General features: G+C 41.2%; 16 protein-coding genes and 1 pseudogene. 13 read left to right on the forward strand and 4 right to left on the reverse strand.

Annotation, left to right across the window (positions count from 1 at the left end; translation table 11 throughout):
- Positions 1–74: 74 nt before the first annotated feature.
- The gene (locus CKW02_RS15605; protein WP_003213773.1) at positions 75–1,250 is read left to right on the forward strand and encodes a MalY/PatB family protein; all 1,176 of its coding nucleotides are present in this window, start codon (positions 75–77) and stop codon (positions 1,248–1,250) included.
- 133 nt (positions 1,251–1,383) lie between these two features.
- Positions 1,384–2,676, forward strand: a complete 1,293-nt coding sequence (locus CKW02_RS15610; RefSeq protein ID WP_095117872.1) for an ATP-binding protein — start codon at positions 1,384–1,386, stop codon at positions 2,674–2,676.
- Here CKW02_RS15610 and CKW02_RS15615 read toward each other — a convergent pair whose 3' ends face one another.
- Positions 2,677–2,856, reverse strand: coding sequence for a hypothetical protein (locus CKW02_RS15615; protein ID WP_003213469.1), 180 nt, complete (start codon positions 2,854–2,856; stop codon positions 2,677–2,679).
- Between the two features lie 90 nt (positions 2,857–2,946).
- On the opposite strand from CKW02_RS15615, the gene kapB reads away from it, so the two are divergent.
- Positions 2,947–3,339: a kinase-associated lipoprotein KapB gene (gene kapB, locus CKW02_RS15620; RefSeq protein WP_003213196.1), complete on the forward strand. Its 393-nt coding sequence runs from the start codon at positions 2,947–2,949 to the stop codon at positions 3,337–3,339.
- Here the strand turns inward: kapB and kapD are convergent.
- A complete protein-coding gene (gene kapD, locus CKW02_RS15625; protein WP_003213730.1) occupies positions 3,336–3,953 on the reverse strand; it encodes a 3'-5' exonuclease KapD in 618 nt (205 codons plus the stop codon). The two genes, kapB and kapD, sit on opposite strands and share 4 nt — an antisense overlap.
- Positions 3,954–4,171: 218 nt before the next feature.
- Here kapD and CKW02_RS15630 point away from each other — a divergent pair, with 218 nt between their 5' ends.
- The 3 genes and pseudogenes from CKW02_RS15630 to CKW02_RS15640 all read left to right on the forward strand — a co-directional run bounded on the left by CKW02_RS15630 (position 4,172) and on the right by CKW02_RS15640 (position 7,788).
- Positions 4,172–5,350, forward strand: a complete 1,179-nt coding sequence (locus tag CKW02_RS15630; RefSeq protein ID WP_249118190.1) for an MFS transporter — start codon at positions 4,172–4,174, stop codon at positions 5,348–5,350.
- Between the two features lie 108 nt (positions 5,351–5,458).
- Positions 5,459–7,359 (forward strand): annotated as a pseudogene (locus CKW02_RS15635) (transglycosylase domain-containing protein).
- Positions 7,360–7,377: 18 nt separating this feature from the next.
- A complete protein-coding gene (locus CKW02_RS15640; protein WP_003213597.1) occupies positions 7,378–7,788 on the forward strand; it encodes a thiol-disulfide oxidoreductase DCC family protein in 411 nt (136 codons plus the stop codon).
- A gap of 42 nt (positions 7,789–7,830) precedes the next feature.
- On the opposite strand, the gene CKW02_RS15645 is transcribed toward CKW02_RS15640, so the two are convergent.
- The gene (locus CKW02_RS15645) at positions 7,831–8,388 is read right to left on the reverse strand and encodes a YufK family protein (protein ID WP_003212871.1); all 558 of its coding nucleotides are present in this window, start codon (positions 8,386–8,388) and stop codon (positions 7,831–7,833) included.
- Positions 8,389–8,573: 185 nt separating this feature from the next.
- On the opposite strand from CKW02_RS15645, the gene malK reads away from it, so the two are divergent.
- The 7 genes from malK (at position 8,574) to CKW02_RS15680 (ending at position 17,559) form a co-directional block, all read left to right on the forward strand.
- Complete coding sequence (gene malK / locus CKW02_RS15650; RefSeq protein ID WP_003212735.1) at positions 8,574–10,175, forward strand: malate sensor histidine kinase MalK; 1,602 nt, start codon at positions 8,574–8,576, stop codon at positions 10,173–10,175.
- Positions 10,168–10,875: a response regulator gene (locus tag CKW02_RS15655; RefSeq protein WP_003213073.1), complete on the forward strand. Its 708-nt coding sequence runs from the start codon at positions 10,168–10,170 to the stop codon at positions 10,873–10,875. The genes malK and CKW02_RS15655 overlap by 8 nt, the downstream gene beginning before the upstream one ends.
- A 394-nt stretch (positions 10,876–11,269) precedes the next feature.
- Positions 11,270–12,352, forward strand: coding sequence for a BMP family lipoprotein (locus CKW02_RS15660; RefSeq protein ID WP_044140813.1), 1,083 nt, complete (start codon positions 11,270–11,272; stop codon positions 12,350–12,352).
- A gap of 159 nt (positions 12,353–12,511) precedes the next feature.
- A complete protein-coding gene (locus tag CKW02_RS15665) occupies positions 12,512–14,047 on the forward strand; it encodes an ABC transporter ATP-binding protein (protein WP_003213375.1) in 1,536 nt (511 codons plus the stop codon).
- Complete coding sequence (locus CKW02_RS15670) at positions 14,040–15,086, forward strand: ABC transporter permease (RefSeq protein ID WP_003212654.1); 1,047 nt, start codon at positions 14,040–14,042, stop codon at positions 15,084–15,086. Before CKW02_RS15665 ends, CKW02_RS15670 begins: the two co-directional genes overlap by 8 nt.
- Positions 15,087–16,046 carry an ABC transporter permease gene (locus CKW02_RS15675; RefSeq protein WP_003213713.1) on the forward strand — a complete coding sequence of 320 codons (960 nt, stop codon included), beginning with the start codon at positions 15,087–15,089 and terminating at the stop codon, positions 16,044–16,046.
- A gap of 175 nt (positions 16,047–16,221) precedes the next feature.
- Positions 16,222–17,559 (forward strand): sodium/malate symporter MaeN, encoded by a 1,338-nt coding sequence (locus tag CKW02_RS15680; RefSeq protein ID WP_003213451.1) that lies wholly within the window; start codon positions 16,222–16,224, stop codon positions 17,557–17,559.
- A gap of 74 nt (positions 17,560–17,633) precedes the next feature.
- On the opposite strand, the gene CKW02_RS15685 is transcribed toward CKW02_RS15680, so the two are convergent.
- Positions 17,634–17,843 carry a hypothetical protein gene (locus CKW02_RS15685; RefSeq protein WP_003213300.1) on the reverse strand — a complete coding sequence of 70 codons (210 nt, stop codon included), beginning with the start codon at positions 17,841–17,843 and terminating at the stop codon, positions 17,634–17,636.
- Positions 17,844–17,847 lie beyond the last annotated feature (4 nt).

Here is a 17,847-nt window from a genome sequence, read left to right on the forward strand (position 1 = left end):
CGCTTATAATAAATTTTGTGATGTTTATTTTAGCACAACCAACAATGGTTGAAAAACGGCTAGAGGTGGGTTTCATGAATTTCGACGAACAGATCATACGTAAAGGTTCAAAATCAGTGAAATGGGATCAAGCAGAGTCTTTATTCCTTACAACAGATGCGCTGCCAATGTGGGTAGCCGATATGGATTTTAAAGCGCCGCAGGTCGTCCTTGATGCATTAAAAAAGCGATTGGATCATGGCGTATTTGGCTATGCCTTTCAAGATCAGGATACGCAGCAGGCAGTAGCAGAATGGCTCAAAAGAAGACACGGGTGGTCGATTCAGACAGAAGACGTCACCTTCACACCTGGAATTGTCACGGCACTTAGTTTTGCAGTCCAAGCCTATACAAAACCAAGTGACGAAGTCGTCATACAGTCCCCTGTGTATACACCTTTTTATCAAATGATTGAACAAAATGGACGAACAGTCTCAACCAATCCTTTAAAAATAGAAAACAACCGCTATGTCATGGATTTTGATGATTTAGAGAAAAAATTAAGCAGACCTGAATCGAAGCTCATGTTCCTCTGTCATCCGCATAATCCGTCCGGAAGAGCGTGGTCAAAAGAGGAATTAAAGCAAGTTGGAGACCTCTGTATCAAGCACGGTGTCACAGTCGTTTCAGATGAGATTCATTCTGATTTGATGCTATACGGAAAGCAGCATGTACCATTTGCTAGTCTTTCTGACGACATAGCACATATCACAGTGACGTGCATTGCACCAAGTAAAACATTTAATTTAGCTGGCCTCCAAGCATCTGCCATTATCATTTCCGATGAAGAAAAAAGAACCCTTTTCAACAATGAAATGCAAAGAAACGGACTGGCTAAACTGAATGCATTTGCGATCCCTGCGATGGAAGCAGCCTACCGCCATGGCGACGAGTGGCTTGATGCACTTGTTCTTTATCTCGAAAGCAATATGAAAATGGCAATGGACTATATTGACGAACATCTTCCAAACATGCGTTATATGAAACCAGATGCTTCTTATTTATTGTGGCTAGACATTCGGGATTATCAATTCAGTCAAGCGGAATTGAAACGCAATTTGCTAAAAAAGGGCAAAGTGATCCTAGAGCTTGGTCACGTGTACGGACTCGAAGGAGACGGCTTTATTCGGATGAATCTCGGCTGTCCTACTTCAACAGTCAAAGAAGGATTGAAACGCCTTCATCAAGCGTTTACGCAATCATCTGATTAAGACCTATATGATCGAAAGAACATCCTCACGGGTGTTCTTTTTAAAGAAAAAAACCCTCCTTTTATCATATCTACTTTGTACATGAAATGATATAATGAGAGGAATTACTATTATTTACGAGGAGAGCATTTAAATGGAAATGTTCAAGGATTTTCTGCTCCATGTATCTTTTATTCTATTTCCAATCTTTTTATATCACGCGCTATGGCTAAGCCGGACCCCTGCTCATTTCCCAAAAACGAATAAACTGCTCATCACAGTATTCGCATCCATCTCTTCAGCACTATGTATTATGTATCCAGTTGGTTCGATTTTAGACTTGCAGACTGGCCTTCAATCCATCCCTCTTGTACTTGCCATTTTATACGGAGGCTACACAGCTGGGATCGTCGCCATCTTGATAAGTTCCATGGTCAAATTCGTGATGTATGGCTCTTTTTTATGGGTTGGACTCATTGTCGTACCGATTTACTTTTTCATCCCATTTCTGTTCTACCGGAAATGGCGTCAGTATTCGAAGCTGAAAAAGCTGATGTATGGAGTGCTTATCGGTTTATCCAAAGGATTCTTTATTTACATTGGACTATTTGCGGTCAGCTTAATGGAATACAGCCCGGCCTTTATTATGCAGCAGAAGTTACTTGAGTTATTTTTCTCAACTCTTTACTACATATTCTTTCTCGTGCTAAGTATCTATTCCATTGAATTCGTGAAAGAAAATGCGCAAATGAGAACACAGCTCGTCCAATCAGAAAAGCTGACCATTGTAAGTGAACTCGCTGCAAGCGTTGCCCATGAAGTACGCAATCCGCTGACAGTGGTGAGAGGCTTTATCCAATTGCTCTTTTCTAGTGACAATACAAAAGAGACATCAACCAATAAAGATTATAAAAATCTCGTTCTGTCCGAGTTAGACAGGGCGCAGGATATTATCACGAGTTATCTTGACATTGCGAAACAAAATTATTATCAAATTGAATCTCTCAATCTATCTAAATTACTCGAGGAATGTGCATCACTGATGACATCCTATGCGAATTTCAAATCGGTCACGATTCATCAATCCATTGAACCAGACTTATACATTCAAGGTGATGAAACGAAGATCAAGCAAGTCATGATTAATTTAATCAAAAATGCGATTGAAGCAGCCCCAGAACACGAAGGGAAAATTGAGCTTTATGCTTCAAAAGAAAATCATAAAATATGCCTTTTTTTCGTGGATAACGGTGTAGGAATGACAGAAAGCCAAATGAAAAAGCTTGGCGAACCCTATTACACATTGAAAAACAAAGGGACTGGACTTGGGCTGACCGTGACATTTTCTATCATTGAAAATCACCATGGAACCATTCGTTTCAAAAGCTCGCTGCAGTCTGGTACAACCGTTACCGTGAAGTTTCCTGAAGATACAAGAAGAAAATGATCAATCCATTTTTTTTGTCTTTTTTTCATCTATCCGCTCCTGCTTCTTAGACGCACGAACGATCAGACGAAAGCAAATAAATGCAGCCATAAAGAAAATCACAGTGGTGATTGCCGCTGGGATGTACTCCCTTTTATCTTCAGGAAAATACAGTAGAAAGAGTGCGATGAAAGACAACATTCGCCATTCCCCCTTTTGCTCGTTTACTTCACTATATTGGCTAAAAGAAATGAAATACCTTCCTACGAGAAGGAAATGGAGGAATTTCACATGACAGACATTCAAATTGGACAAGTTGTGAAAGGATTTTATAAAACAGGTGTTTACATTGGGGAAGTGACAGCAGTGAAACCATCGGCCTATCTCGTTCAAGTAAAAGCCGTTCTGACACATCCCACTCAAGGCGACCTGCATCACCCAAAAGAAGCAGACGTGCCTTTTTTCCAAGAAAGACGGGCTTTGGCCTATCGTGAACAGACGAATATCCCTCATCATATGGTGAAGCCTTATGATGGCGTTATACCAGATTATCAAGTATCACTAAAAGAAGCTGTAGAAAAATTAAAACAAGCGCTCCATGCGGATGAATCCAAATGGGCGGAAAAATCAAGAGCATGCCTATCTTCTCTCGAAAAAGATTATTTTCCAGAAGACGCCCGCTAATCAGCCGAATCAAAAAAATGTGAGAAATCGATCAGCTCACCAATTTTGGTTGTTTGCGGATTTTCCACATAGGCTCTGTCTTTTTCAAAAAGGGTTAACAGCTGATAAGTCGTCATGGCATCATCTAGTGCTTTATGATGCTTACCAGCTCCTTCACTGCCGTATTCCTTTGCCGCCTTGCGAAGCCCTGTCAGTGTGCGATCACCAAAAAAGGTTTTATATTCAAAGGCAAGGTCCCTCAGCTTCCCCTTAAAAGGAAAGGCAATGTGATTGAGCATACAGTTTTGCTTCAGCACTTTCATGTCCATATTGCCCCATGTAATAATCTCACAATCCTCTCCCCCATCTAGCGACACAAGCTTCTCGATAAATGCCTCAAAGGAAATTCCGCTCTCTACATCCTGCTGCGTAATACCGAGGAACGATTTACAGCGCTTCGTCAGCTTCGGGAACTTTTTCGGTTTGACGTAGCTAGAGAACGTGTCTATGATCGTTTCACTTGCCGCTTTCACTACCCCAGCTTCAATAATTTCAGGAAAAAAATTTTGCGGATGATACTTTCCATCAGGCATCGTAAATTCAAAATCGACCACAAGCACCGTCTTCTGTTCCACCAGTCTCACCTCACTTTTTCATCAGTTTTTCATTCTGATACCATTATATTAAGACGGACCTTGAAATCACTTCATTTTCTTGAAAATAATGCAGATTCACTATGCCCAACCTATTCATCAGATGAAAGATCGTTTAGTTTCCTTTATAATTATTAAGGAACACGAAATAAATAAAGAAGGTGGTCTCTATCACAAACAGGAAGAAAAACTTGTACATCATGTGGTTTGTGAACTTTTTTGTATCTGCCAGCATTACAATGATCGTCCCTTTTTTATCACTTTACATAGAATCTCTTGATAGCAGTTATTCAAATGAATTTGTCCAAAGATGGAGCGGCTATGTCTTTGGCGTCACGTTTTTAACGGCCTTTCTGATTTCTCCGATTTGGGGACGGATTGGAGATCGGCATGGCTATAAAAAGATTTTGCTCATTAACGGGATTGGGATCGCAACAAGTATTCTATTAATGGGGCTTGTGCAAACCGTTTATCAGCTATTCGCCCTGCGGCTCTTCATGGGGCTTGTCACAGGTTTTATCTCGACTTCAATGGCACTCATCTCTGCACAGACGGAAAAGGCAACTGCAGGTAAAACCCTTGGAACGATGCAGATGAGTAATGTCGCCGGAGGATTGTTTGGTCCATTAATGGGCGGATTCATGGCAGACAGCGTCGGATTTATTTATACGTTTTTCCTCACAGCGGCTGTCATTTATGTGTCAGCAATTGTGATTATTTTCGGAGTGAAAGAACATCCCATCCGTTCAAAAGAAGCGAGGCGCGTTTCTTACTCACGGAAGGATGTGCTCGTTCATATTTTCAAACAGCCTTTGCTTGTCGTCACGATGCTTTTAACGTTTATTACACAAGTAGGGAACTTTAGCATTCAGCCACTTTTGGCTTTATACATTCATGATTTACACGGTCCTGTTAATCTCGCATTTTATGCAGGTCTTGCGTTCTCTGCAACTGGGCTTGGCAACCTGCTCTTTACACGAAAATGGGGAGATCTAGGAGATCGAATTGGTCACGACAAGGTGCTGCTTGCCCTTCTCATCCTCTCCTCTATTTTATTCATCCCGCAAGCAATGGCGGATTCCTATGCGATGTTAGTACTTTTCCGTTTTCTATACGGGATGGCACTTGGCGGGATTATTCCATGTACGACGGCATATATTCGGATCAAAGCACCTGCCTCTATGCAAGGGGAAGTGCTTGGATACAATGTCAGCTTCCGTTTTCTTGGGAATGTTGTCGGTCCGGTAATTGGCGGCATTGTGGCGAGTCATTACGGGATTCCAGCTGTCTTTTATGTCACCGCCGGCATTTTTCTATTTGGCGCATTATTTTTATGGGCAGTCCGCTCACAGTCGAAGGCAAAAGAAAGGAGTGTCTGATCCAGCATCAGATACTCTTTTTTCTTGTGTAGAAGCCTTATTCACTAGACTTCAAGCCCATTCTTTTCTAAAAATAACCTTCTCGTATTCGCAAAAGAATGGTACGATATGGCTAGAAAATTGAAGAAAGTGAGTGACCTCATGTTTCGTGCAATGATTGGTTGGTTATTACTTGCTGCCCTCATTCCATTATTTGTTCTGACTTTTTATCTATCAAAGGAAGAAGCTGCAAGTGTGAAGCCTGTGAACGAAGTGCTTGATCAAAAAATCAAGCTGGAAAAGATAGATTTTTCCCAAAACAGTTATATGTATGATCGGGATGGTTCCCTCATCTCCGAAATCGTATCAAACGATGAAAACCGAGTGTTCGTCACGTATGATAAAATTCCTGATCATGTGAAGGAGCTGTTCCTCCGCTCAGAGGACCGTAACTTTTATGACCATAAAGGCATTGACTTTATGGGAGTTGTTCGTGCCCTTGCCTCAAATGTGAAAAACCATGGCATCAGCCAAGGCGCAAGTACGATCACACAGCAATTATCTCGTAATTTATATTTAAGCCATGAACGTTCGTTCACCCGAAAGTTTACAGAGCTGCTCTATTCCTATGAATTAGAGCGGAAATTCTCGAAAGATGAAATACTCGAAAGCTATTTAAATACGATTTATTTCAGTAATGGTGTTTACGGTGTCGGTTCTGCGGCTAATTACTATTTTGATAAGCCACTTAGTTCTTTAACGCTTGCACAGATGGCATTTATCTCTGCGATTCCAAACAACCCAACACTGTATGACCCATTGAAGCAATTCAAACACACAAAGAAACGCCAAGAACGACTGCTTGGCATTTTAAAGAAAGACGGCGTCATCACCAAAAAGCAATACAAAAAAGCCATCAAACAAAAAATCAACCTGTCCTTAAGTGAAAAGAAAAACCTTTACCCTGACTATGTGACATATGCCAATGAGGAATTTACCGATCTTGTGTCAGATCAGGAAGGCTTTACAAAACGCTTGAAGAAGGCCAAAACAGATGGAGCAAAAAAGCCATTCAAAAAGAATTATCTGAAAAGGTCAGTGCCCTGCTTCAGGATGGGGTCAAAATTTATACAGCACTTGATCCTTCCTTACAGCAACGAGCCGTCTATCAGCTCAATGCGCAGCTACCTTACCAAGGTGTAGAAGGCGGATCAGCGGTCATTAATCATGAAACGCATCAAATTGTCGCACTTGCTGGAGGCAAGAACTATAAAAAGTTTGATTTCAACTACGCCTATCAAGCGCAAAGACAGCCTGGTTCTGCGATTAAGCCGCTTTTAGACTATGGTCCTTACATCGACCAAACCGGTGCAACAGCTTCAAGCAAAATTAGTGCCGGCAAGTTTTGTAGCAGCGGATACTGTCCGCAGAACTATAATCATAAAACGTATGGAACCGTCACACTTGAAACAGCCTTTAAAAACTCTTACAATACCCCTGCGATCCGAATGCTAGATACAGTTGGTGTCAAAAAAGGCTTTAGCTATTTAGAGAAATTCTCATTCGAGCATATCGTAGCGGATGATTACCGCCTTCCTTCTGCACTTGGCGGATTTACGAAGGGCTTCTCGCCGCTAGAAATAACAGATGCGTATACCGTCTTTGGCAACCAAGGTGCTTACACGCAAAATCATTCGATCACAAAGGTGACAGACTTAAACGGCAAGACACTTTACAAGTGGAAAGAGTCACCGAAGCAAGTGTATTCTCAGCGGACAAATGACACCATGCGTAAACTGCTTGCCTCCGTTGTAAAAAGCGGAACAGGGAAAAAAGCGAATTTCAGTTCCCCTTACATTGGTGGTAAAACAGGAACATCCAATGACTACAAAGACATTTGGTTTGTTGGACTGACAGATCAATATACAATGGGTGTATGGGTTGGAAGAGATAGAGGAACGGTTGAATCTATTTACAGCTCAAGTCCGCACTTACGTATTTGGAAAAATACAATGCAATACGCCAGATAAACAGGAGGTTTGATTGCAATGCATTCAACACATCCATCCCATTTAATTTTATTTGATGGTGTCTGCAACGTATGCAGCGGCGCTGTTCAGTTTGTGATTAAGCGTGATCCAAATGAGCGAATGATGTTTGCTTCATTACAATCAGAGACAGGGCAGCGCATTTTAAAAGAAAACGGTTTGCCTTTAGATGAGTTTAATTCATTCATTTATATTGAAAAAGGCACCCTTTATACGAAGTCGACAGGCATTTTAAAAGCAACGCGGCATTTAAAAGGGATCTACAGATGGAGTTATTTATTCCTTGCCATTCCGCGCCCTATCCGTGATTGGTTTTATGAGCGGATAGCGAAAAATCGCTACAAATGGTTCGGTCAAAAAACATCTTGTATGATGCCTACACCTGATATTCAAAAACGGTTTCTATCATAAAAAAAGCATCCTCCACTATCGGAGGATGCTTTCTTTGTCTGTTTATGAAGGCAGACTTGCCATAACACTGTTATAAAGCTTAATAAATAAGTACAAAATGCCGATTAAAAACGTGGCCCAAAACAGCAAAATAAACATCATAAATCCAATTAAATTCAGCATGGAAAGCGATTGATAAATGCGGACTACTACCCAGATAAAATAAACAAGACCTGCTAAAACAAATAGTCCGACAAGCAAAATCAGCTGCTGCGTCAGCAGAAATGCAAGCAAGCTGGCAAATAAATAAACAACGGATGCAATCCGAATTTTCTTTAAGTTCTCTCCTTCAGGATCTTTCGCGAAAAAGAGTAGCGCCAGCTCTAACACCGTATCTGCAATCAGTTTCAAGGCAGATAAAATCATAAAATAAACAAGTGCAAAAGCAGCAAAAAGAGCAAGCCGGATGCCCTGTTCCGAGAAGAATTCCAGCATTCCTTTTAAAATACCTGCTTGAGTCAAGAAATCAGTCATAATCCCTACTGTGAAAATCGAAAAAGCAGAGCTGAATAGTAAAATCGAAATCAGCGGAAAATATCCAGTCAAATATGTATTTTTCATAAATAGATCCTTTCTCATAAGCTCACATTTATTATGGCTCACTTAAAACGGATTGACAAGATGCTTTCAAAGTAAACTGGTAGCAAAATCAAATTTGTGATTTTGCACGTACATTCCTTCACAAACTTACATTTTCCCGTTAAAGTATTACTATTACGAAAAAATCGTGCGTTAGGGGTATACTCGTGAAAAAAACATTAAGACTGCAAACACGACTGACGATTTTTGTTTGTATCGTTGTCCTGATCTCCCTTTGTATCACTTTCTTTACGATCTGGTCAGAAACAGCTAAAAACATTCATCAGCAGGAACGTGACATCGCCCTCTCCACTGCCAAAATGGTCGCAGAGGCTCCGATCACAGCGAAATCATTAGAAGAAAATCGATCGTATTCAGCACTCCGTCAATATACAACAAGTGTTCAGCGAATCACCAAAACCGAATTCGTTGTCGTGATGGATATGAACGGCATTCGCAAAACCCATCCAAATCCGCAGAAGATCGGGAAGCGGTTTGCTGGCGGTGATGAAAAACTAGCATTACAGGGTAAAGAGCATATTAGTACGGCTTCTGGAACACTTGGCAGATCCATGCGTGCTTTTGTTCCGGTTTATGATCAAAATGGGAAGCAGCTCGGGGCTGTGGCAGTAGGGATTACGTTAAAGGAAATTGACTTGATTATTCATCAAAGCTTACTTCCACTCTACTTCGTCATATCGCTCAGTCTTCTTTCTGGTATCATTGGGGCACTCATTGTGGCAAGAAAAGTGAAGAAAATTATGTTTGGACTAGAGCCAGATGAGATTGCTACATTATTAAAAGAACGAAGCGCCATGCTAGAATCAACAAAAGAAGGGATTCTTGCCGTCGATCAGCACGGTAAAATCAAGCTCGCCAATGCTGAAGCGAAACGACTCTTTCATAATATGGGCATTATGGTTGATCCTAGAGAACAAGATGTTCAGGTGCTCCTCCCTTCAAGCGGTCTAAAGCAAGTCATTGAAACACGCAAGCCGCTACTTGACCGCGACGTGAGAATGAACGGACTGGAGCTCGTATTTAACGAAGTCCCGATTACGGTAAAGGGCGAGATCGTTGGAGCAATCGCCACCTTCCGTGACAAAACAGAAGTCAAACACTTGGCTGAGCAGCTGAGCGGAGTCAAAATGTATGCAAATGCCCTCCGTGCCCAGTCACATGAATTTATGAACAAGCTTCATGTCATTTTAGGATTGGTTCAGCTCAAAAACTACGATGACCTTGGCACTTATATCAAAGATATTGCGATCTATCAGCAGACGGAAACAAATGAAATCATCAACCATGTGAAAAACTCTGTTTTAGCAGGATTTTTACTAGGAAAACAAAGCTATATCAGGGAACAAGGCGCGACCTTAGAAGTCATATGCAGCACACAAGTCCCAAATTCAGAGGACCCGGCAGTGACGCATGATCTCATTACCGTCATTGGCAACCTGTTAAATAACGCACTCGATGCTGTTTCTCATACTGAGACAAAAAACATCTCGATCTCATTCCGATACGTTCAGGAGCAGCTTCATATTGAAATTACAGACACAGGTGTTGGTCTCACAAAAAAAGAACAAGACATCATGTTTGATCAAGGCTTTTCAACTAAAGGAGAAGACAGAGGATTCGGTCTCTACTTCGTTGATCAAAGCATCAAAAAATTGAACGGTCATCTGATTGTCACGAGTGAAAAAGGAGAAGGAACGACCTTTAGTCTCCGTATTCCGTATAAACAAAAGGAGGATTCACATGATTAATGTGTTAATAGTAGAAGACGACCCAATGGTTGGGGAGCTGAACAAACGCTACCTGACCCAAATCGACGGCTTTGAATTAAAAGGGATTGCCACCTCTTTTCAGCAGGCACTGGACATCTTAAAAACAGAAGCCATTCACCTTGTACTGCTCGATATTTATATGCCTGGACAAAATGGCCTGGCATTATTATCAGAAATTCGCAAACAAAATCATTCGGTTGATGTCATTGTCATTTCAGCTGCCAATGAAGTCGACGTGATCCAGCAAACGATGCGAAACGGGGCTGTTGATTATTTGATCAAGCCGTTTGAATTTGAACGTTTCCAATCAGCGCTCTCAGAATATAAACGAAAACACGCCTTGTACCAAACGATGAACAGCATCTCGCAAAATGATTTAGATGCGAAGCTCTTTCATAAAAAAGCAGAGACGGAAAAAGTCCTTCTGCCAAAAGGCCTGACCAAAAGCACACTCAAACTCATCTGGACAAGTATTCAATCATTCGGTCATCAGGCTTTCACGACCGAAGACCTAGCGAATCATACAGAAATCTCTCAAGTCTCTATTAGAAAATACTTGAAATTCCTTGAGGACATCGAAGTAGTTGATGTTGAAATGGCATACGGGACAATTGGACGCCCTGTTTTCCAATATAAACTCAGTACAACAAATATGAATTTAATTCAGCAATATCTATAATTTGACACATCTGACCTTATACAGAGGCCAGATGTTTTTTTATGGAACACGATGTGACAAACCCCTTGATATCAGTGGTTCCACTGTAGTAGATCACATCACAAAAGCGGCATTATATCATATTTCAGCACATAAAAAGACATCGAATTTAGCCTTTTAACATTTTTTTTAAAATAAAACAAATTTCTATTTATTTATTGGATTGGAAATGATAAATTATGATTGATTAGTTCAACGAGATATAAGTCTGATGTCTTACATCTTCTCTCCTGTCCTCCATAAGTTTCAGGAGAAAGCAGGATAAAATACCCTATTCAGAAGGGTGAGAAGAGATAGGTCGGTCTTTTTTCGCGAGACTTTTCTGAAACTTTTAAATTTTATAGGGGGTTATGTTTTGAAGAAGCGCAAAATTGGACTAGCATTGTCCTTAGTCGTAGCAGCAGGAACCATCCTTGGAGCATGCGGCAACTCTGGCTCAAACAGCGGTGAAAGCAAAAAAGATAAAGATCAATTCACTGTTGCAATGGTAACTGATGTCGGTGGTGTCGATGACAAATCGTTTAACCAATCAGCTTGGGAAGGTTTACAAGCATTTGGAAAAGACAACAATCTAAAAAAAGGTAAAAACGGCTTTGATTACTTACAATCTAAATCAGACGCTGACTATACAACAAACTTAAACACACTTGCTCGTGAGAAATTCGACCTTATTTACGGAATTGGTTTCTTAATGCAAGATTCTATTAGTGAAATTGCAGATCAGCGTAAGAAAAACCACTTTGCCATCGTTGATGCTGTCGTGAAAAAAGACAACGTAGCCAGCATTGTGTTCAACGAAAATGAAGGATCATTCCTTGTGGGTGTTGCGGCTGCTCTTTCTACAAAATCAAATAAAATTGGTTTTGTTGGCGGCGTTGATTCTGAATTAGTCAGAAAATTCGAAGTTGGTTTCCGTGCAGGCGTTGAAGCAGCTAACCCGAAAGCAAAAGTTGAAGTGAAATATGCTGGTGCATTCGATAAGGCAGACATCGGGAAAGCAACAGCTGAAAGCATGTACAAATCCGGCGTCGACATCATTTATCATGCTGCTGGCGGCACTGGAACTGGTGTTTTCACAGAAGCGAAAAACCTGAAAAAAGCGGATCCTAACCGTAAAGTTTGGGTCATCGGTGTAGATAAAGACCAGTATGACGAAGGAAAAGTACCTGGAACAAAACAAAGTGTCACCCTTACTTCTATGGTTAAGAAAGTAGACAAAGCGGTACAAGACTTAACAACGAAAGCAAAAGAAGGTAAGTTCCCTGGCGGCGAAGTGATCACATATGGTCTGAAAGAAGGCGCTCTTGACATTTCTCCATCTCAGGACAACCTTAATAAAGATGTATTGAAGAAAGTAGAAGAATGGAAACAAAAAATCATCAAGGGCGAAATTAAAATCCCTGCAACACGTGATGAACTAAAAGATTTTAAAGCTTAATTTGAACATCGGGATAAGCGCGCCTTATCCCCTTGTTTCTCCTTTACCTCCTCTTTATTCGTAAAAGGTGGTAAAAGAAAAGCTGCAGCCTCGTTTTGCAGCTTTTCTTTTGCTAGTTTTTATCTTCATCAGCACCCTAAAAAAGGAGCGGTTAAACCTGTGGATTATGTCATTGAAATGTTGAATATACGCAAAGAATTCCCTGGCATTGTAGCAAACGATAACATTACGTTGCAGCTGAAAAAGGGCGAAATTCATGCGCTGCTTGGTGAAAACGGCGCTGGAAAATCAACGCTCATGAACGTGCTTTTCGGTCTTTACCAGCCTGAAAAAGGTGAAATCAAGGTTCACGGAAAACCTGTGACCATCTCTAGCCCGAATGATGCTAGTGATTTAGGCATCGGTATGGTGCATCAGCACTTTATGCTTGTCGATACCTTCACCGTCGCTGAAAACATCATTTTAGGAAAAGAGCCCAAGAAATTTGGAAAGATCGACAAAGAACAAGCCATACAGCAAGTACAAGAGCTTTCTGACCGCTATGGTTTAAAAATAGACCCTGCCGCCAAAGTATCTGACATCTCTGTTGGCATGCAGCAGCGTGCAGAAATTTTAAAAACACTTTATCGCGGCGCTGATATTTTGATCTTCGACGAACCAACAGCCGTCTTAACACCTCAAGAAATTAAAGAACTCATACAAATTATGAAAAACTTAATCAATGAAGGCAAATCCATTATTTTAATTACCCATAAGCTGAAAGAAATTATGGATGCATGTCACCGCGTCACCATTATCCGAAAAGGCCAAGGCATTCGTACACTTGATGTGGAAAGCACAAACAAAGATGAGCTTGCAAGCCTCATGGTCGGCCGTGAAGTTTCATTTAAGACAGACAAAAAAGACGCCTCTCCTGCTGAAGAAGTGCTTCAAATTCAGGATCTTACGGTAAAAGACGCGCGAGGTATTGAAGCGGTCAAACATCTCAACCTCTCAGTAAAGGCTGGAGAAATTGTTGGTATTGCTGGAGTCGATGGCAATGGTCAATCTGAATTGATTGAAGCCATTACTGGTCTAAAAAAATCAGAATCTGGCACGATCATGCTAAACGGGAAAGCCATTCAAAATCTTCCGCCTCGTAAGGTGACCGAATCTGGAATTGGACATATTCCTCAAGACCGTCATAAACACGGACTGGTGCTTGATTTTTCAATAGGAGAAAATATTTCGTTACAAACGTATTACCAGCGTCCATACTCAAAATTTGGCTTGATGAATATGAAAAATATATACCAAAAGGCAAAGCAAATCATTGCCGAGTATGACGTAAGAACACCGAGTGAATATACAGAGGCACGCGCCCTGTCAGGCGGGAATCAGCAAAAAGCCATTATTGGCCGTGAAGTTGACCGCAATCCCGATTTATTAATTGCCGCTCAACCGACACGTGGACTTGATGTTGGTGCGATTGAATTTGTTCATAAGCGCCTCATTGAGCAAAGGGACACAGGCAAAGCCGTCCTCCTCATCTCATTTGAGCTTGATGAAATTATGAATGTCAGTGATAAGATTGCTGTTATATTCGAAGGTAGCATTATTGCCATCGTTGATCCAAAAGAAACAACAGAGCAAGAGCTTGGTCTATTAATGGCTGGAAGTACGCAACAGGAAGTGGGGAAAGAAGCAAATGTCTAATCGCTTAACAAATCTGCTTATTCCGCTTATAGCCATTGTACTTGGTCTTTTTGTTGGGGCCATTATTATGCTGGCAAGCGGTTATAGTGTCATCGAAGGCTATGGCGCCCTTTGGAATGGCGTCTTCGGTGAAACCTATTATATGGGAGAAACCATCAGACAAGTGACACCTTACATTTTATCAGGGCTTGCTGTTGCTTTTGCATTTCGGACAGGTCTCTTTAATATCGGTGTAGAAGGTCAAATGCTGATTGGCTGGGTAGCTGCTGTATGGATCGGTACAACTGTCCATGCACCTATGTACATCCATCTGCCACTTGCACTCATCACCGCAGCTGCTGCTGGTGCATTATGGGGCTTTATTCCTGGGTTTTTAAAGGCTCGTTTTTATGTTCATGAAGTGATTGTCACGATCATGATGAACTACATTGCCCTTCATGTGACGAACTATTTGATTTCAAATGTCTTAACAAATAATAAAGATAAAACAGAAAAAATCGATGCCACTGCCTCGCTTCGCTCTGGTTTCTTTGAACAAATCACCGATTTCTCCCGGATGCATAATGGTATTTTTGTTGCCATTATAGCTGCGGTCGTGATGTGGGTCATTATTCAAAAAACCTCTAAAGGCTTTGAATTGCGGGCTGTTGGAATGAACCAGCAGGCATCCCATTATGCCGGTATGAATGTTCGCCGCAATATCATTTATGCGATGCTCATTTCAGGTGCTTTTGCAGGTCTTGCAGGCGCAATGGAAGGTCTTGGTACATTTGAATATGCATCAATTAAAGGCTCGTTTACCGGTGTAGGTTTTGACGGAATCGCCGTCGCTTTATTAGGTGGAAATACTGCTGTTGGTGTAGTTCTTGCTGCACTGCTGCTTGGTGGATTGAAGGTCGGCGCTTTAAATATGCCACTTGAATCTGGCGTACCAACTGAGGTCGTTGATATTGTCATTGCGATCATTATTCTTTTCGTCGCCTCAAGCTATATTATCCGTCTTGTGATGAACCAAATGAAGAAAAAGGGGGGAAAATAAGTGGGATTTCTGCAAATTCTTGAAATCATCGTCCCAGCAACACTTGTCTATGCTGCACCACTTATTTTAACCGCTCTTGGAGGCGTCTTTTCAGAAAGATCAGGTGTTGTGAATATCGGTCTTGAAGGTTTGATGGTCGTCGGAGCATTTTCCAGTATTATCTTTAACTTGTTTTTTGCTGATACATTTGGCGCCTTGACCCCGTGGCTTGGGCTCCTCGTTGGAATGGCGATTGGCGGATTGTTCTCTCTCATTCATGCAGTTGCGACCATTACATTCCGTGCAGATCAAACGGTCAGTGGTGTTGCGATTAACATGCTGGCACTTGGCGCTACGCTGTTTGTCGTGAAACTCATTTACGGGAAAGCTCAAACAGATAAAATTACAGAGCCTTTCTATAAAGGTGATATTCCCCTTTTAAGTGACATTCCGATAATTGGCGATATCTTCTTTAAAGATGTTTATTATACGTCCATACTCGCATTAGCGCTTGCGGTTGTTGCTTGGTTTGTTTTATTTAAAATGCCGTTTGGTCTTCGTCTTCGTGCAGTCGGAGAACATCCAATGGCTGCTGATACAATGGGAATCAAAGTGTACCGGATGCGCTATATCGGTGTCTTTATTAGTGGACTGTTTGGTGGTCTTGGCGGAGCTGTTTATGCGTCAACCATCGCTCTTGATTTCTCACATGCAACCATTACTGGACAAGGCTTCATCGCACTAGCTGCACTTGTCTTCGGTAAATGGCACCCATTCGGCGCAATGGGCGCTGCTTTATTCTTTGGATTTGCTCAAAGTTTAAGCATTATTGGCTCTCTCCTGCCGCTCTTCCAAGATATACCGAACGTGTATATGCTCATTGCACCATATGTGCTGACCATCCTAGCACTCACTGGCTTCATCGGCCGAGCAGATGCACCGAAAGCACTTGGGACACCTTATTTAAAAGGAAAACGATAATAACGATGCATGATCAATCCCCTGAAGGATAAACTACCTTCAGGGGATTTTTGTATGATAAAAACATAAAAACTCCTGTTTATTTTACTTTTATTACACTTAATTTAGTTTAATAAATAGATGAGTGTCACAGAATCTTCTACAATTGAGACAAATAGCATTTGGGGGTGTTTATGTGGCTAATACACAACAATTGAAATCGATTACAGACGATTCTGACAATAATAAAAGCGTTTTCCGTAAGATCATGTCTTGGAAAATTGGTGTTATTGACTTACCTGTGTATTTAGTACTTGCAGCGATTATTTTAACTGCCGCTTATTTTAATAAAATTCCAGCAAATATGCTTGGTGGTTTCGCTGTTATTATGATTTTGGGGATTTTCCTTGGAGATATAGGACAACGTATTCCGATATTAAAAGATATTGGTGGACCGGCGATTCTTTCTTTATTCGTACCATCGTTCCTGGTCTTTTTTCATGTTCTGAATCCGAACTCGTTGGAAGCGGTTACGTCTCTTATGAAGACGTCGAACTTCCTTTACTTCTATATTTCTGCTCTTGTAGTAGGTAGTATTCTTGGGATGCAGCGAACTGTTTTAGTACAAGGCCTTATTCGTATGTTTGTTCCTCTTGTTGCAGGTACAATTGCAGCTGTGACTGCCGGAATTCTTGTTGGTCTTTTAGTTGGTTACACACCGCATCATTCGTTCTTCTTTATTATTGTTCCGATTATTGCCGGTGGTGTTGGAGAAGGGATTTTGCCATTATCTATTGCTTATTCACAAATTCTTGGTGTATCAGCAGAGTCATTAATCTCTCAATTAATTCCTGCTGCCGTCATTGGGAACGTCATTGCCATTATCTGTGCTGGCGCAATGAAGAAGCTTGGTGAAAAACGTCCTGAACTAAACGGGAATGGTCGTCTTGTAAAATCTAAAGAGGCAAATGAAATTTTTGAACAGCCTGATATGGATCCAAAAGTTGATTTTGGGTTAATGGGTGCTGGTGTACTCGTGGCTTGTACAACGTTCATTTTTGGTGGTTTATTAGAAAGCTTTGTTCATATTCCAGGTCCAATCTTAATGATTGTTCTTGCCGCTTTAATCAAATACTTAAACGTGATGCCTCAGCATCTGCAAGATGGCTCACAGCAGTTCTACAAGTTTGTATCAAGAAGCTTTACATGGCCGCTTATGGTCGGTCTAGGGATTCTATACATTCCACTTGATGATGTAGCAACAGTGATTTCTATTCCATTCGTTTGTGTATGTATCGCTGTCGTTCTTGGAATGGTGGGTTCTGGTTACTTCGTTGGGAAATTGATGAACATGTACCCTGTAGAATCTGCGATTGTGACAGGCTGTCACAGCGGACTTGGCGGTACTGGTGACGTTGCGATCCTTTCAGCTTCTGGAAGAATGGGTCTCATGCCTTTCGCACAAGTATCTACACGTCTTGGCGGAGCAGCAACTGTGATCTGCGCAACAATCTTACTTAGAATGTTTACTTAAAACATTGAAACATCAAAAGCATGTGCCCTCTCATAGGCACATGCTTTTTTATATTTCTTTTATCCTATATGATTTTATTCATCAGCTAATACAATTCGTAAATATTCCCTAGGCTGAAAAGGATACAGCTTAGTTTCCTGATAGCTCATGCGGAAAAGGTGCTCAGAAAATAGCGGCCATTCACTGCCGTCCTGCCACCTTTTTTGATCATTTCGGTCAATCAAGAATGCTCCTCCTAAAATCGTGCAGAATATGCTTAAGCTGATGGCGATCTTTCGTTTCATTTAA

Origin of the sequence: Bacillus pumilus (assembly GCF_900186955.1) — a bacterium.
Taxonomy (GTDB): Bacteria; Bacillota; Bacilli; order Bacillales; family Bacillaceae; genus Bacillus; species Bacillus pumilus.

Bases quoted from the DNA above. Each gene is read 5' to 3' on its own strand.
- CKW02_RS15605 (WP_003213773.1), top strand. From the start codon at position 75: ATGAATTTCGACGAACAGATCATACGTAAAGGTTCAAAATCAGTGAAA.
- CKW02_RS15610 (WP_095117872.1), top strand. From the start codon at position 1,384: ATGGAAATGTTCAAGGATTTTCTGCTCCATGTATCTTTTATTCTATTT.
- CKW02_RS15615 (WP_003213469.1), bottom strand. From the start codon at position 2,856: ATGTTGTCTTTCATCGCACTCTTTCTACTGTATTTTCCTGAAGATAAA.
- kapB (WP_003213196.1), top strand. From the start codon at position 2,947: ATGACAGACATTCAAATTGGACAAGTTGTGAAAGGATTTTATAAAACA.
- CKW02_RS15630 (WP_249118190.1), top strand. From the start codon at position 4,172: ATGTGGTTTGTGAACTTTTTTGTATCTGCCAGCATTACAATGATCGTC.
- CKW02_RS15640 (WP_003213597.1), top strand. From the start codon at position 7,378: ATGCATTCAACACATCCATCCCATTTAATTTTATTTGATGGTGTCTGC.
- CKW02_RS15645 (WP_003212871.1), bottom strand. From the start codon at position 8,388: ATGAAAAATACATATTTGACTGGATATTTTCCGCTGATTTCGATTTTA.
- CKW02_RS15655 (WP_003213073.1), top strand. From the start codon at position 10,168: ATGATTAATGTGTTAATAGTAGAAGACGACCCAATGGTTGGGGAGCTG.
- CKW02_RS15670 (WP_003212654.1), top strand. From the start codon at position 14,040: ATGTCTAATCGCTTAACAAATCTGCTTATTCCGCTTATAGCCATTGTA.
- CKW02_RS15685 (WP_003213300.1), bottom strand. From the start codon at position 17,843: ATGAAACGAAAGATCGCCATCAGCTTAAGCATATTCTGCACGATTTTA.